General features: G+C 70.2%; 14 protein-coding genes. 1 reads left to right on the plus strand and 13 read right to left on the minus strand.

What is annotated here, in order from left to right:
• Window positions 1–22: 22 nt before the first annotated feature.
• The 13 genes from ACOCMH_RS02105 to ACOCMH_RS02165 form a co-directional block, all read right to left on the minus strand.
• Complete coding sequence (locus ACOCMH_RS02105; protein ID WP_427307525.1) at window positions 23–1714, minus strand: TadG family pilus assembly protein; 1692 nt, start codon at window positions 1712–1714, stop codon at window positions 23–25.
• Entirely contained in the window at window positions 1711–2079 is a 369-nt protein-coding gene (locus ACOCMH_RS02110; protein WP_427307526.1) for a DUF3613 domain-containing protein, read from the minus strand. The genes ACOCMH_RS02105 and ACOCMH_RS02110 overlap by 4 nt, the downstream gene beginning before the upstream one ends.
• The gene (locus ACOCMH_RS02115; protein ID WP_427308329.1) at window positions 2076–2933 is read right to left on the minus strand and encodes a tetratricopeptide repeat protein; all 858 of its coding nucleotides are present in this window, start codon (window positions 2931–2933) and stop codon (window positions 2076–2078) included. The genes ACOCMH_RS02110 and ACOCMH_RS02115 overlap by 4 nt, the downstream gene beginning before the upstream one ends.
• Window positions 2934–2941: 8 nt before the next feature.
• Window positions 2942–3988, minus strand: a complete 1047-nt coding sequence (locus ACOCMH_RS02120) for a type II secretion system F family protein (protein ID WP_427307527.1) — start codon at window positions 3986–3988, stop codon at window positions 2942–2944.
• A gap of 20 nt (window positions 3989–4008) precedes the next feature.
• Window positions 4009–4935 carry a type II secretion system F family protein gene (locus tag ACOCMH_RS02125; RefSeq protein ID WP_427307528.1) on the minus strand — a complete coding sequence of 309 codons (927 nt, stop codon included), beginning with the start codon at window positions 4933–4935 and terminating at the stop codon, window positions 4009–4011.
• Window positions 4928–6244 carry a CpaF family protein gene (locus tag ACOCMH_RS02130; protein ID WP_427307529.1) on the minus strand — a complete coding sequence of 439 codons (1317 nt, stop codon included), beginning with the start codon at window positions 6242–6244 and terminating at the stop codon, window positions 4928–4930. The genes ACOCMH_RS02125 and ACOCMH_RS02130 overlap by 8 nt, the downstream gene beginning before the upstream one ends.
• A 1-nt stretch (window position 6245) precedes the next feature.
• The gene (locus ACOCMH_RS02135; protein ID WP_427307530.1) at window positions 6246–7505 is read right to left on the minus strand and encodes an AAA family ATPase; all 1260 of its coding nucleotides are present in this window, start codon (window positions 7503–7505) and stop codon (window positions 6246–6248) included.
• A gap of 47 nt (window positions 7506–7552) precedes the next feature.
• On the minus strand, window positions 7553–8965 hold the full coding sequence (locus tag ACOCMH_RS02140) for a type II and III secretion system protein family protein (RefSeq protein ID WP_427307531.1): 1413 nt from the start codon (window positions 8963–8965) through the stop codon (window positions 7553–7555).
• A 19-nt stretch (window positions 8966–8984) separates the two neighbouring features.
• On the minus strand, window positions 8985–9935 hold the full coding sequence (gene cpaB / locus ACOCMH_RS02145; protein WP_427307532.1) for a Flp pilus assembly protein CpaB: 951 nt from the start codon (window positions 9933–9935) through the stop codon (window positions 8985–8987).
• Window positions 9936–9978: 43 nt separating this feature from the next.
• A complete protein-coding gene (locus tag ACOCMH_RS02150; RefSeq protein ID WP_427307533.1) occupies window positions 9979–10455 on the minus strand; it encodes a TadE/TadG family type IV pilus assembly protein in 477 nt (158 codons plus the stop codon).
• Between the two features lie 71 nt (window positions 10456–10526).
• Complete coding sequence (locus ACOCMH_RS02155) at window positions 10527–11012, minus strand: prepilin peptidase (protein ID WP_427307534.1); 486 nt, start codon at window positions 11010–11012, stop codon at window positions 10527–10529.
• A 13-nt stretch (window positions 11013–11025) separates the two neighbouring features.
• Window positions 11026–11214 (minus strand): Flp family type IVb pilin, encoded by a 189-nt coding sequence (locus tag ACOCMH_RS02160; protein ID WP_025582889.1) that lies wholly within the window; start codon window positions 11212–11214, stop codon window positions 11026–11028.
• 376 nt (window positions 11215–11590) lie between these two features.
• The gene (locus tag ACOCMH_RS02165; protein WP_427307535.1) at window positions 11591–12793 is read right to left on the minus strand and encodes a collagen-like triple helix repeat-containing protein; all 1203 of its coding nucleotides are present in this window, start codon (window positions 12791–12793) and stop codon (window positions 11591–11593) included.
• Between the two features lie 691 nt (window positions 12794–13484).
• Here ACOCMH_RS02165 and ACOCMH_RS02170 point away from each other — a divergent pair.
• Window positions 13485–15050, plus strand: coding sequence for a collagen-like triple helix repeat-containing protein (locus ACOCMH_RS02170; protein ID WP_427307536.1), 1566 nt, complete (start codon window positions 13485–13487; stop codon window positions 15048–15050).
• The last annotated feature ends 25 nt before the right edge of the window (window positions 15051–15075 follow it).

Genomic DNA, 15075 nt, shown 5'->3' on the forward strand with positions numbered 1-15075 from the left:
GGCGGGTTGGCGCGATCATGGCTCAGTACACCAGTTCGGCGTTGTTGCAATCGATGCTGTGGACCCAGAGGTCGGCGTTGCCGAGCTGGATGCCGAGGCTGTTGAGCAGCGGCGGAACCAGGGTGTCGAGCGCAGCCCCCAACGTTGGTGCGAGTAGCGGGCCGAGGTCAATGGGCACGCTGAGGATTCCCAGCAGTTTCGTCCGTACCTTCAGCGACAGCACCTGCGAGAACAACCCACCAAAAGGATCGGCCATACCCACTTGCGCATGGCCACCCGGGCCCAGGGTGATGTCCTGCCCGGCAGTGTTGCCGTAGCGCGTGACGTCGGCGGCAACCACGTCCGCGATCCCGACCCCAAGTACCTCCGCCTTCCCGAGCACCACCTCGCCGCCCGTGCAGCCGTCGGTCAGGCAAGCCGTGGCCAGGCCGCTCTTCACCTGCATCGTGGCCCGGCGGTCCGCTGGATTGGCCGCGCATTGCAGCCGCGTAAGGTCGGCCGTGGCGCCGGCGACATCGAGATAGAGCGGCACGTTCAAATTGGCGTCCAGAACCGGCTTCAGAATGTCGGCCTTGATCTGGAGCGCCAGCGTCAGCCTCACCTGCGAGGAACTGGCGCTGGTCTGCCAGGTATCGGGCTTATCGGAAAGCTGTCGCGCCGGACCGGCTGCCGTGACCGGTGGCTCGATCACGCGCAAGTTGGCGGTGATGCCACCCAGTCCAAGCGGCAGCTTGGGTATGTTCAGCGGCAAGGCGACCGCGCTGTCTCCGCGTGCGATTTGCGCACCGGCTACCAGCAACTGCGCGACATTCACGCCCACTTCCACCGCCGACGATGCGGCGGGTGCCATCAGGCCAAGGTCAAGCAGCCGTGCCAGCGACACCGTCGCGGCCGCCCCGCTCGCTGCCAGCGTGGTCGGCGGGCTGCCCAGCATGGTCGTGAGCAAGGTTTCGCGTCCGGCCGCGCCGAGCACCAGCGCATAGAAATCGCGCAGGTTCAGCGTGGTGCTGAGCAGTTGGTCCACCGTACCGACATCGGCTTCGAGCCTCAGCTGATCCAGCGTTACCGTGGTATTGACCAGCCCCTGCCAGTCCGCCAGCGACAGGTTCACCGCATTACCCAGCAGCATGCTCAGCATGCCGTTGGCGGTAGAGACATCCAGCAAGCCCGTCCCCAGCGAAAACGCCGCCACCGGCGGACTGCCGCTGGCAATCGATTCGGCAAACAACTGCCTGCCGCTGCCGCCGTTGAATACAAACAGGATCGGCACGGTCTGCGTGGCCTGTACGCGCACGGCGTTGGGCGAGACCGTAGCGGGGTTGTACGCGACGTTGAAATGCCGCGGGCCGGCCGTCGCCGGATCCCACACCCCGACGCAGGCCGTCATAGCGTCGGCGCCGCCGCCGGCGGCATCGGCACAGCCCATGGCAATGCCGGACGGATACCCGTTCTTCGCGCCGATATTGCTGACCGTCCCCAGCACCGCGGCGTTGAGATTGGCCGCGCTATCCGCCCGCTTGAGCTGCTGCGCCGCCGACATCGCCGCCAGGTCCACCATGTTCTGCAACTGCCGCTGGCGCAGGAACACATGGCCGACGTCGATCGACACCAGCGTGGCGATGGCCACGGTGGCGATCAGCAGCGCCGCCATCACGCTGACGGCGCCGCGCGCGGAGCGAGGGGTGCGGCGCACCGGCGGCTGGCGCAGGCTCATTTTCCGCCAAGCATCTGGCCGGCCGAGCCGGAGCGGGTGGTGCTGGCGTTGGCCTGGCCCGTGTAGAACTCGGGCAGCGCAAAGCGGAAGCTGTTCAGGTAGCGCTCATAGCCCAGCGCGGCCTGTTCGCCGTGCATCGGCAGCATCGGCCCGGCCTGCGTGCCCTCGCGCTGGATCGCCAGGATCGCGCGCGTATCGGCGCCGATCTCGCGCTGTGCTGGCCGCCCGGGCGGCATGGTGCTGGCGACGGCCGCTTCAGCCATCGCGGCGTCGCCCTGCGCGTGCGCAAGCGGGGCCAGCGCCCACAGGCCGAGCGCCAGGCAGGCGGCGCGCTTGTGTATGGCAACAAGAAGAGTGGTGGTCATGGTGTAGCGCCGGCTTGCGCGGCGATGGCGATTGGCTTGGCCACGACCGCCACGGCGGCGGGCGCGGATATCGGTTTCTGGCCCGGGCGTGCCGCGGCGCGCTCGCGTGCGGCGGCGGCGCGGGCAATGCGGTCGGCTTCCTTGCGAATCGCGCTGCGGGTGGGCTCCGGCAATGCGGCCTTCTGCATCATGGCGTTGGCCTGGGCGCGCTTGCCATCGGCCATCAGCCAGACCACGGCATTGCTGATCACGCGCGGATTGCGCGCATCCAGCTCGAGCGCCTGCATCACCGGCACCCGTGCGTCCTGCAGCGCGCCGGCGCGCATCAGCGCATAGCCCAGGTCACTGGCGATGCGCGCGTTGACGGGGTCCAACGCGGCGGCCGCGCGCAATTCCGTGATCGCGCGCGCAAAGTCATCCTGGCGCCCGGCCAGCAGCCCCAGCCCGTGGTGCGCATGCGCGGCCTCGGCGCCCTTGGCGGTGGCGGCCAGCTTCTGGTACGCCTCGGTGGCGGCCTGGTCCTGTCCGGTCTCGCGCAGCGCGTCGGCCCGCATCACCTGGATCTCGGGGCCGGCGCCGAAGCGCTGCACATAGACCTCGATATGCGCGAGCGAGGCAAAGTACAGCCCGTCCTGCTGCATCTTGCGGATCAGGCCCAGGTAGACCGCCTGTTCGCTGTACTCGGCGCGCGCGGTCTTGTCGCGCAGCTTCGCCAGCTCGACCTGCGCCTCGGCTTGCTCGTGCATGGCCGAGGCGCCGTTGTTGCCGGCGGCGCAGCCGCACAGCGCGGCCAGCAGCAGGCACGCGGCCGAGGTCCGCATCCGGCTCGTCGCCGGGCCGGCCCGGCGCGCCATCCATCGGGTCATCGCGTTCCTCCCATGTTTGCCAGCATGCGGATCACCCCGAGAAAGCCGGGGCCCGCGGTCAGGATCAGCAGCACCGGCAGCAGGCTGACCACCATCACGGCCGTCATCTTGACCGTGAGGCGGCCGATCTCATCCTTCATGCGCGACTTGCGCGCCTCCTGCATGCGCAGCCCGAACTGGCGCAGCGGCTCCTGCACCGCGCCGCCGTGCTTGTCGACCTGCGTCAGCAGCGTGATCAGGCTCTTCAGGTCTTCGCTGTCGAACAGCCGGCCGATGCGCAGCAGCGTCTGCTCGCGCGAGCGCCCCGACGCAAACTGCTGGTTGGCGCGCGCCAGCTCCGGGCCCAGCACGTGCAGCATGCTGCCGAACTCGGCCACGATCACCTGCAGGCTCTGGTCGATCGAGAGACCCACGCCCTGCAGCAGCCGCAGCATGTCGATAAGCACCGGCAGCTCGTCGTCGACCATGCGCAGGCGCGCGGCGGCGCGCCGGCGCAGGTACCACTTGGGCGCCAGGTAGGCCACGGCGAAGGTGCCGAAGCCCCATGCCATCACGGCGAACGCACCCGCGCCGACATGCCACAGCATCGCCAGCACCGACAAGGCCAGCGGCAGGCCCAGCCGCAGCACGCCGAACACCACGCGCGCCTGCAGGCCAACCCAGCCGCATTGCTCCAGCAGCTGCTGGTCTTCGGGCGTCACCACCGCGCGGCCCAGCCGCGATTCCAGCCAGTGGGCGTCGAAGCGCTCGCCGACGCGCGCGCCAAGCTGAGCGCCGAGCGCGTTGGCTACCCCGGCCGTTGCCGCGGCGCCGGTTGCCCTGGCTCCGGGATGCGCACCTGGCGCGCCTGGCGCGCGCGGCGCCGCAAGCGGGGCCTGGGCCGCCTGCGCCGCCTCCAGCGCGCGCTGGCGCGCCAGCGCAGCGTCGATAGTGCGCGCCGACAGCCGGCGCTGGCGCCAGTCGCGCAGCAGCGGCAATGCCAGTACGCCCACGCCGCACGCGGCGGCAAGCAGGCTCAGCGAGATCAGCGTCAGGCGGTCCATGATGGCGATGTCATCGTTGTTCAGATCGACCTGGCCAGCCGGTACAGCATCAGCGCGCCGGCAATTTCCAGCGCGGCGGCGGACAGCAGCATGGTCTTGCCGGTGGGGTCTTTCCACATCATCAGGATGTAGCCGGCGTTCAGCGTGAACAGGCCGCCGGCCACCACCAGCGGCAGCAGGCCCAGCACCCATGCCGACAGCCGTGTCTCCGCCGACAGCGCCATCAGCTCTCGCTGCGCCTGCTCGCGGTCGCGCATGAAGGTGGCGGTGCGCTCCATCACCACGTCGGCGCGGCCGCCGTAGCGCACCGACAGGCGCAGCACGGAAGCGACCAGCACCAGTTCCTCGACCTGGTAGGCGCGCCCGACCTGCAGCACTGCCTGGTCCAGCTCCTTGCCGGCGCGCTGCAGGTGCACGGCCTGCACCAGGCACTGGCGCAGCGGTGCCTCGGTATTGGCGATGGAATTCTGGAACGCCGCCGGCACGCTGCTGCCGATGGTCATCAAACGCACCACGCCGTCGAGGAAGCCGGGCAACTGCGACAGCAGCTTCTTGTGCAGCCGGCGCACGCGGTGCCAGGCCGCGCATGCCGTCACCGCCACCGCCACAACCAGCGCCGACACCGCGCCCAGCCATTGCCCCGCGACCGCGCCGGCGAGCGTGCACAGCGCCAGCGGCGCCAGCCAGACCACCGCGGTACGGCGCGTCGGCGCCAGGTCGGCCCGGCGCAGGAAGTCGTCCCAGCGGCGACGCAGGTCGCGCGCCGGCATCTGCAGCGCGGGGTCGGACGCCTGCGTGTAGCGCATCCGCACCTGCTCGGTCTGCGCCTGCAGGAAGGCCTGCTGCTGTTCGCGGCGCGCGCGTGCCTGCGCGCTGGCGAGCAGCAGCAGCCCCAGCCCGGTGATGACCAGGGCCACCGCGGCGAGCAGCAGCGTGGCGCTAGACATCGAAGCGGTCGTCCAGCATGAAGCCCGGCCCGCGCATGCGCGCCAGCTTGGGCGAGTGCGGCAGCAGGCCCAGCGACAGCCAGCGGTCGGTCTCGGTGCCGTCGGGGTTCATGAACGGCTCGTGCCGGTACAGCTCCTGCGTGGAGATGATGTTGTCGCCCAGGCCAGTGACCTCGGTGATCGAGACGATGCGGCGCTTGCCGTTGGACAGCCGCGCGATCTGCACGATGAAGTCGATGGCATTGGCGATCTGGCGCCGCAGGCTCATCTCGCTGCCCTGGAAGCCGGCGAAGCCGGCCAGCATCTCTAGCCGGTACAGGCATTCGCGCGGGCTGCTGGCGTGGATGGTGCCCATCGAGCCGTCGTGGCCGGTGCTCATCGCCTGCAGCATCTCCAGCACCTCGCCGCCACGCACTTCGCCGACGATGATGCGGTCCGGGCGCATGCGCAGGCTGTTGCGCAGCAGGTCGCGGATCGACACCACGCCGGTGCCCTCGAAGCCGCCGGGCCGGCTTTCCAGCCGCACCACGTGCGGGTGGTTCAGCGCCAGCTCGGCGGTATCCTCGATGGTGATGACGCGCTCGGTGGGCGGCACGAAGGTGGCCAGCGCATTGAGCAGCGAGGTCTTGCCGGAACTGGTGCCGCCGCTCACCAGGATGTTGCAGCGCGCCTGCACCGCGGCCTGCAGCAGGTCGCAGATCTCGGGGCTCATGGTGCCCAGCGCCTGCAGGTCGGCGGGCGTCATCGGGTCCTTGCGGAACTTGCGGATCGACACCACCGGCCCTTCCAGCGCCAGCGGCGGGATTACCACGTTGATGCGGCCGCCGTCAGGCAGGCGCGCGTCGACCATCGGGTTGGACTCATCCAGGCGCCGGCCGATCGGCGCCAGGATGCGGCGCACGATGCGCAGCAGGTGGCCGCTGTCGGCAAAGCGCACCGGGATGCGCTCGAGCACGCCGTGGCGCGACACGTACACGTCCAGGTGGCCGTTGACCAGGATGTCTTCGACCGCGGGATCGTTGAGCAGGTCCTCGATCGGGCCGAAGCCCGCCAGCTCCTTGGTCAGCGCCTCGGCGATCTGGCGCAGCTCGGCCTCGTTGATGGGGATGCGCCGCAATCGGGTAAAGCTCTCGAGCTCCAGGTCGACAAAGCGCTGGATCGCGGTGCGCGACCAGCGGCCGAACTCGGCGCCAAGCTCTTCGATGCGGGTCAGCAGGTGCTCGTGCGCCGCTTCCTTGATGTTGTGGAACTCCTGCGACACCGGGAACGGTGCGGGGGTGTTGTCCGAGAATTCGATCGCTTGGCTCATGTCAGCTTCCAGTGCGTGCCGTGCGCGCACCGCGCGCTACCAGCGCTGCGCGCAGCGCCGCGGGCAGTTTGTCCTTGATCCGCGCCAGCAGCGTGGTGTCCCTGGCCGCGGCAGTGCGGTAGCCCAGCCGCGCCAGCAGCTCGGCCAGCGCGCGCACATAGGGGCAGTGCGGGTCGTCGTCGGCGAGCACCGCGCCGCGGTTCGTCGCCAGCACCAGCGCCTCGCGGCTGTCCGGCAGCGTCGCCACCGATTCCACGCCCACGCGCCGCGCAATCTGCGCCGCATCGACGCCCAGCCGCGCATCGAAGCGCGACACCAGCAGGTGCAGGTCGTCGCGCTCCACTTCGCGCGCGCGCAGTTCGTGCACCAGTTCCGCCGCCGAGACGATCGCGCCCACGCTCTGGTCCGCCACCAGCACCACGCTGTCGGCGGCCTTGACGATCTGCGCGGTGAACTCGGCATTGCCGAAGCCGCCCAGGTCGACGATCTGCAGGTCGAAGAACGCGCGCAGGCGCTCGAGCAGGCCGATCGCATCGGCGTACGAAATGTCGCGCAACTCGCTCAGCGCGGCAGGCAGCGGCAGTACGCACACGCCGTTGCCATGGCGCGTCAGCGCGGTCTGCACGAAGACCTGGTCGAAGCGGCGCAGGTTGCGCACCGCCTCGACAAAATGAAAGCCCGGGCTCAGGTTCAGGTAGAGCGCGCCGTCGCGCGCCGGCAGGCCCAGGTCGGTCAGCAGCACTTCGGCGCGGGCATCGGTCTTGGCGTGGCGCGGCAGGTGGCGGCGCGCCGCCGCGGCCAGGTTGACCGCCAGGCTGGTCACGCCCACGCCCGCGCGCGCACCCAGCAGCGCCACGATCTTGCCCTGGCGCGCCGCCTCGGCCGGGCGCACCTGCTCGCTCGGCACGGCCAGGCGCTTGACCACGGCCTCGGCCTCGGCCGGCGCATCGCGCAGGTCGATGAAGTCCTTCACGCCCGCGCGCAGCGCGGCCAGCATCACGCCGGGCTCGCCGGCGTGCCCCACGGCCACCAGCGGCAGGCCCGGGAACAGCCGCTGCAGCTGCTCGGCCAGGCGCGCCGACGGCCCCGCCAGCTCTGCCGAGAAATGCAGGAACACGAGTCCCGGGCGCAGCTCGGACACGCGCTCGATAAAGCCTTCCTGGGCCCCGCCCTCGGCCACCAGCGTGCCCAGCGCGCCGATGATCCGGCCCAGCCAGTCCCTGACTTCGCCCTGCGTTGCGTGCAACAGAAAATAGTCCATCTCTCCGCCTCAAAGCTGTGGGCCATGCCAGCCGGCATGGCCGGCGGCTATTTCGAGAAACCCGGCAAGGTCGGGTCCGCGTATTCACCCAGCACATACCAGCCCCACACGTTGGGACTGGCGTTGGTCCGGCCGTCGGCGCCGACAGCCTGCGCCGCCGGCGCGTTCCTGGCCATCGGCTTCACCAGCCGCGGCGTGACGACGATCATCAGCTCGCGGTCTTCCTGGTGGAAGTTCAGGTTCTTGAAGAACGCGCCGATCACCGGCAGGTCACCCAGCACCGGCACCTTGTTGACGTTGCTGACGGTGTTGCGGCTGACCAGCCCGCCGATGACGAAGCTCTCGCCGTCGCCCAGTTCCACCGTGGTATCGGCGCGCCGCGTGACGATGGCCGGCACCACCGCGCCGTTGATCGAGATGCCGCGCGACGGGTCGAGGTCGCTGGCCTCGGGCGCCACCTTCAGCGCAATGCGGTCGGCCGACAGCACCGTGGGCGACACCGTCAGCCCGATGCCGAACGGCTTGAACTGGATCGTGGTGGTGCCCAGCGCCTGCGGCACCGGGATCGGGATCTCGCCGCCGGCCAGGAAACTGGCGCTCTGCCCTGACAGCGCCACCAGGCTGGGCTCGGCCAGCACGCGCGCCAGGCCGTTGGCCTCCAGCAGGCTGATGTTGGCGAAGATGCCGTGCGTGAGCGACGCGGCCACCAGGTTGAAGGCATTGCTCATCGGCGACGCGATGTCGGCGCTGAAACTGCCGGGCGCACCGCCGCTGCCCGGCGTAAAGGTGAACTTGTTCAGCGTCGACGGCGAGAACGTGCCAAAGGCAAAGCCCGAGTTGTTGCGGAAGAAGTTGATGCCGACTTCCTTGAGCACGGTCTTGCTGATCTCCACCACCTTGACGTCGACCTGCACGGTGCCCGAAAGCGGCACGGTGGAGCGGTCCACCACCAGACCCGGCTTGCCGTCGGCCTTGCCGGCGGTGGCCGCGCGCGCCGCCGCCTGCGCGCGCGCGGCGGCGTAGGCGTCGGGCGACTGGCCGGTGATGGTGGCGCCGGCCGCCGAATAACCCAGCTTTGCGCCATCGGCGTCGGGCGCGATGGCATCGACCTGCACGCTGTAGGTCTGCGGCTCGGCGCCGCCGCGGGTCCACACCATCACGTCGGTCACGCCGGGTTGTTTGGCCACCAGCAGCACGCTTGGCGCGCCGCGGGTGCGCAGCACCAGCGCATCGGCCACCGCGGGGTTGCCCACGGCGACGCGTTCCACTGGCTGCGCGCTGCGCAGCTCCTTCTGCGCGCCGGCCATCAGGCGCAATTGCCGCGCCGTGGCGGCGTCCTGCGCCTGCGCACGGGGCGCCAGCGCGCACCACGCGGTGGTGGCGATCATGGCGGCAAGCGTCAGCTGCATCAGCCGGCGGCGCAGCGTCACGGCATGGGCTGGGGTGTTCTGGATTGGCATGCGATGGGCGCCCACGTTCTTATTCGATGTCGCGCTTGCCGGCGCGGATCACTTCCACGCCGGCGCGTTCCCTGAGCTGCGCCGACGCCGGCGGCGCCGCAACCTGCAGCGGCCGCGGTGCCGGCGCTGCCACCGGTGCGCGCGGCGCCGGTGCGCCGGCGGTGGCGGCCAGTCCGGACAGCAGCACGCCGGCCGTGGCCTTGTCGGTGGCGGCGCGCGGTGCGTCGGCACCCATGCCGGCGCGTGTCGCCAGCGCGGGCGGCAGCTCGGCAAACATGCCGTCGCTGGGCATGGCTTCATCCTGCGGATTGCGCAGCGCCAGCATCAGGCGCCCGGAATGCTGCGCCATCGCCAGCCGGCTGACGTATTCCAGCGGCACCGACAGCACCGCGGTCTTGGCGCCTTCCTGGCGCGCCATCATCTGTTCCGGCTTGACCGCCTGCGGCCGGTTGACCGAAGCCACGCCGTAGGCCAGCACGCGCAGGCGCGACAGCAGCATGCGCGCCTGGCTGTCGGGGATTTCCTGCTGGTCGCGCCGCAGCACCAGGAACACATCGACATAGTCGCCGGGCTGCACCTGGTTGCCGACGCCAATGACTTCATCGACCGACACCGCGACCGCGCGCTCGCCTTCCGGCACCTGCGCGGCCAGGCCGGACAGCAACTGGCTTTCCAGCACCGGCACGTTGGCGCCCAGCGCCACCAGCGGCACCTGCCCGGTCACGCGCGCCACTTCGCGGTAGGCGCCGGCGGGATCGATCGGCAGCATCTCGAGCTTGAGCGACTCGGCATCGAGCGGCTTGCCGGCTTCGGCCGGGCGCGTGGTGACCACCACCGGATGCAGCGGCCTGGCGCTCGCCGATGCCGCGGGCTGGGTCGGCTGGCGTCCCACCTGCCACGCCAGCAGGGCCAGCAGCAAGGCCAGGCCAAGCAGCACGATGGCCAGTAATCGGATCTGCTTGCTGGTCATGCGGAAATCCTTGGTTCGGGCATGGGGCGTTTCGTCAGGCGCATCAGATATCAGGAGAGAGCTGGACCATGGCCGAGCCCGACAGCGCGGCCGGGAGCGGCACCATCGGTACTGCGGGCATGATGTTGGTTGTGGGCAGGGTCAGCGTGACCTGCACGCAGATGTCGGCCGAGCCCGCCGCGCATGGCACGGCCGCGGCAATGCCGGCAGCGGGAATCAAGGCACTGATGGATGCGGGAAGGGTGTTGCGCGCCATCGCGGCCGCGGCATTGACACGGGCCTGCTGGGTGGCTGCCAGGCTGGTGCCGGCAACGCCGGCGGGATAGCGCAGCGCCGCGCGCGCGCCTTCTTCAGCGGCCAGCGTCAGCACCTGCTGCAGCGCCAGCATCACGCCGTAGTACACGATGCCGATCACGATGGTGATCAGCACCGGCGCCACGATGGCGAATTCGATCGCGGCACTGCCGGCGCCGTGGCGGCGTCGGTCGATCCTCCTGTTGGTCCCTGCGTGCAGCAACATCTGAAACCCCGGTCCCTGGTGTTCTTTCGCGTCGACCGGCGGCGCGGCCTGCCGGCCTCAAGCCTGTCCGGCTATTGGCCCGCAGCGGTCCAGGCCAGCACGCCCACGGCCAGGTACGCCGCATATGGGATGCCGCGCGCCAGCGAAAACTGCGCCGTGGGAAGTGGTTCGTCCTGGGAAGGCAAAGCGTGATCCGCGGCCGGCGTGCGGCGTGCCAGTGCCAGCGCCAGCGCCAGCGCCAGCAGCGCATGCACCAGCCCGAGCAGGCTGCCGACGACCCACGCCACCACCAGCCCTTGCGGACCGGTGAACAACCCCGCCACCGTCAGGAACTTGACATCGCCCGCGGCCATGCGCCCGAGGGCGTAGACCGGCAAGGTGACGGCAAGACCCAGCCCCGCGCCGATCAGGCGCGCGGCCAGCGAAGGTTCCGCGGCCTGACCGGCGATCAGCGCCAGCCCAAGGGCCAGCACGGCAATCGCCAGCAGGAGGTTCGGAACGCGACGGTAAGCGAAGTCTGTGTAGAGGGTCGCCGCGCAGAGCAGCGCGGCAAGCACGGCTGTAAAGTGCTTATTCCCCTGCCGCAGGAAGCCACTTCAAGACTTGTTGTCCAAGATTCTTGAAACCGGTGGTGAGGTCTTTGCCGAGTTGAGTTGCACCGACAGCAACACCAAGGGCTACGAGTCCCGCAATCAGCCCATATTCAATAGCGGTTGCCCCGCGCTCATCTTTAATAAAGCGTGCAATGAGTCGTTTCATGATTTTTTTGACACTCCCGAAGTGATCTGACGCCGCGATCACGCTTCCCCCGTTCGATTATCACGGTGCTCTGTGGCCCGCTCTTTTATCGACTATTCACGCTTGCTGCGCTTTTTTTATAAGACATGGTATGTCTCAACCATACCCCTCCTACGGGTGATAGTAATGACCCGAAGGGGTTAAAGCACCCGTTTCAAACGGCCGAGCGCGCGTTGGACCCAAAGGTTGTTAAAGAGCAGGCGGGCCGGCGCAAACCGGCCCGCAGCCTGGCCACGCAGGCATTTCAGCCGCGCGGCCAGAGGGAATAAAAAGATGCGCTGCGACGGGGTGATGAGCGACAGCGCACCGTGAAAACACCTATGCGGGTTGATACATTTCAGTGAAGCAGACCGCCCAGGATCGGCAGTTGCGGCTTGCTGTCGCCGCCGCCGGCGCTGCCCCCGGCGCTGCCGCCGACACCGCTCTTGATGCCGCCGACCAGGCCGGTCACCGGGGCCAGCAGCGCACCGACGGGACCCAGCGCACCGCCGCCACCGGCACCGGCACCGCCATCGCCGCTGCCGGACTTGACCAGCGGCAGGTTGCCGAGCAGGCCGCCCAGCGCATTGCCGCCGGCGCTGCCATCGCCACCGTGGCCGTTGCCGGCGCCGGCCAGCGGCAGGTTGTTCAACAGGCCGCCCAGCGGGTTGCCGCCGGCCTGGCCGTTGCCGTTGACAAGCACGCCCACCGCTGCAACGGTCTTGCCGGCCTCGGTCACCACGCCGCCGAGCGGTGCCACCACCGGCGCCTGGGTGTTGCTGAGCATGCTGCCGCCGGTGGCCACGGTATTGCCCACCTTGTAAAGCAGGCCGTTGACCGGTTCGCCCAGGCGCGTGGCCCCGCCCAGGGTCTGGGTGCCGTCGGTGACCTTGCTGGTCAGCGGCACGATGACCTTGCTGAGCGAGTTGGTGACCTGCGCGACGGCGCCATCGGACAGCACCGCTTGCAGCTTGTCGCCGCCACCCTGTACCGCCGTGCCCACCTGCTTGACCAGGCCGCCCACCGGTGTGGTCAACGGTGCCAGCGGCGCCAGCTTCTCGGTGCCCAGGCCCTGCACCAGCGCACCGCCGCTGACCACGGTATCGCCCACTTCGCGCACGACGTTGCCGGTGCTGGACACGGTCACGCCGAGCGGGTTGTCGACCGCGCCCATCTGCCCGAGCCCGTCGCGCACGCCGGCGCCGAGCGCGCCAACCGCTTCGCCCGCATTGACCACCACGCCGCCCGCGCCCTGGCGCGCATCGGTGGGCAGCAGCGGCAGCGGCGCGTCCTGGATCGACTTGCCGATCTCGCTGACGGCATTGCCCGCTGACACCACGGTGTTGCCCGTGCCTTCGGTGACCTTGGCGGTCGGCGTGGTCTGCGCGGCGGCCGGCGGCGGCGGCGTGACCGGCGTATCGGCGCCGCCACTGCTGGGCTGCGGATTGGCACCGCTGCCGCCGCCGCTCGACGAGCAGCCCGACATCAGCAAGGCAAGGGCGGCGACGCCGGCCGCGGCCAGCGAGGTCATGGAAAGCGGTGCGGGATGCTTGGTCTTCATGGTCCTTCTCCTGTCTGGTTGACCACGGCGCTGCCGGGCCGTCTTTTCTTGTGAGCCGCATGGAATGCCGACGAGCCCCCCGGTTGTCCCGCTTTGTTCGACCGGCCTGCCATCCCCATCAGTCATGGCAACACGGTGGAACGCGAAATCGTCGGCGGCGTCGGGATAGCCATTGGCAAGGCGCATGCCAGCGCTGCAAGGTGGGCTGGCGCACAGACCGGCGCGCTGCTTGCAGGCCTTGTGCGGCGCGGCTTGCCGGGTGAATCGGGGTGGCGGCGGAACCGGCGCCGGCAGCGCCGCGGCCGGGTCAGAACGCGTTACGTGCTACGTAACGTGTTCCGGGCCGGCGGGAACACGCAGCGGCGGCGCGGACAGCGCGCGTCAGCGGCCTGCGCACCTCATCGCCCGCGCGGGTTTTGTTCCCCGCGCAACGACACACGTTACGTAACGCGTAACGCGCCGCCCGCTTCGCGCAAACGCTCGCGCGGGTCTTGCGCCGTTTGCCCCGATCACCGTGCAAGCCGCATGCCGCAAGGCTTGGCCGGGGCCACACCCGACTTCGGCGGGGTCTGTGCGGTAGCGCGCCAAAGTGCTGGCATAGCGATTGCGCTATCAGCGTCACCGCAGCACGCAGAAGACAAACGCGTTGCGCGGCCGAGCGATTGAAACGACGGGAATGAAGGAACAGACCATGCGCAAACAACAACTCGCCGTTACGGCACTCCTTGCAACCCTGCTGGCCCTCGGTGGCTGCGCCAGCGGTAGCGGCTCGACGTCCATGGGCACCAGCGACACAGCGGGCACCAATGGCGGTACCAGCGGCGGTACCAATGGCGGTACCAGCGGCGGCACTGGCGGCACCGGGGGAACTGGTGGTGGCACCGACCTCGCCGGGGGCGGTACCGGCGGCACAGGGGGCACGGGTGGCGGTACCGGTGGCACGGGTGGCACCGGTGGCACCGGTGGCAATGGCGGCAACACCGGCGGCGGCGAGACGCCCACCGCGCTGACCCCGACCGCCACGGTGATCAACAACGCTGGCACGGTGCTGGGCAATACCGGCAGCACCGTCACCGATCTCGGCAACCAGCTTGGCAATGCCAACCTGCCGCTGGTGCCGACCCAGACGCAAAGCGGCCTGGGCGGCGTGGTGGCAGCCACCGGCGATGCCGTGGGCGCGCTGGCCACGGGCCTGCAATCCGGCCTCGGCAGCATGCCCAATTCCACCAACCCGGTCGGCACCACCGTTGCCAGCACCGGCAACGTGGTGACGGAGCTGGGCAAGGCGGTATCGAGCGCGGGCACGGCGGTGAGCGGGCTGGGCACCGGCCAGCTGGCGCCGCTGGCGCCGCTGACGTCGCCGCTGGGCACGGTGGTCGGCACGCTGGGCAACACCGTGAGCAACACCGGCGAGACGCTGACCTCGGTGCTGTCGAGCGGTGCGGTCGAGCAGGTGACCATTACCACCAGCAAGCTGATCGTGCCGATCACCTCGCAGCTGACCAGCACGACGCAGTCGCTGGGCGCCGCGACCGGGCTGGGCACCCCGACCGCTGGCCTGCTGGCGACGGTGGGCGGCGCGCTGGCAACGGCCGGCAGCAAGCTGCAACAGACCAACACGCCGGTGGTTGCGGGCGTCGGCGGCGTGGTGAACGCCACCGGCACCACCGTGGCCGCGCTCGGCGGCGCGGTGAACGGCCCCGCCAGCGGCGGCGGCCTGGGCGCGCTGAGCCCGGTACTGGCACCGGTAACTTCGCTGGCCGGGGGGCTGACGGGAGGTACGGGCGCTGGCGGCACGGGTTCGCCGCTGGCGCCTGTCACCAGCCTGGTCGGCAGCGTCACCGGCGGCCTGACGTCCGCCACGGCCAACACGCCGCTGGCGCCGGTCACTTCGCTAGTCAGTGGCGCAGTGGGCGGCCTGGGCAGCGCCACCGGCGGCAGCACCGGTTCGCCGCTGGCGCCGGTCACCGGCCTGGTCGGCGCGGTCACCGGGGGGCTGACCTCCGCCACCGCCAACACACCGCTGGCGCCGGTCACTACCGCGGTCAGCGGTGTAGTGGGCAGCGCCGGCGGCGCCACGGCGGGGACGGGCAGCACCAGCCCGCTGGGCCCCGTCACCAACGTCGTCTCAGCCGTCACCGGCGGCGCCACCTCGACCGCTGGCAGCACCACCAAGGGTTCGACCACCACCGGTCCGATCGGTGGCCTGGTCGGCGGCCTGCTCGGCGGCCTGAGCGGCGCGCTCGGCCAGAAGTAATCCCGCCTTGACCCGCTGCCCGGGC

The sequence above is a fragment of the Cupriavidus sp. H39 genome (assembly GCF_050271075.1).
In the GTDB taxonomy this organism is placed as follows: Bacteria; Pseudomonadota; Gammaproteobacteria; order Burkholderiales; family Burkholderiaceae; genus Cupriavidus; species Cupriavidus necator_B.